This is a genomic window from Paraburkholderia sp. SIMBA_027 (genome assembly GCF_046535315.1).
Classification (GTDB): domain Bacteria; phylum Pseudomonadota; class Gammaproteobacteria; order Burkholderiales; family Burkholderiaceae; genus Paraburkholderia; species Paraburkholderia tropica.
On the sequence record NZ_JAWRWY010000738.1, the window covers coordinates 1 to 266 of the forward strand.

Consider the following 266-nt stretch of genomic DNA (forward strand, 5'->3'; position numbering starts at 1 on the left):
CCATGACTGCGGCCGGGATCGCAATCGATGACTCGATCGGCGTCAAAGTGCAGTCGCGCGTGACATTCGCGCAGAGCGGCGCAGTGTTGTCCGAGCGCGAACTGCCGCAGACCCTGACCGCGTGGGGCAAGATGTATCACGTACTGCGCGCAGCACTTCCCGACGTCCACTACCATGCCGGCGGCACGGTCGTATCCGTGGAAGACGGTGCCGATCACGCAACCGTGTCGCTCAGCGACGGCATCGTATTGCGCGCGGACCTCGTG

At 64.7% G+C, this 266-nt stretch carries 1 pseudogene; it reads left to right on the top strand.

Annotated features, from left to right (window positions below):
* Positions 1-266, top strand: a pseudogene (locus SB764_RS41010) (FAD-dependent oxidoreductase); the annotation flags it as partial.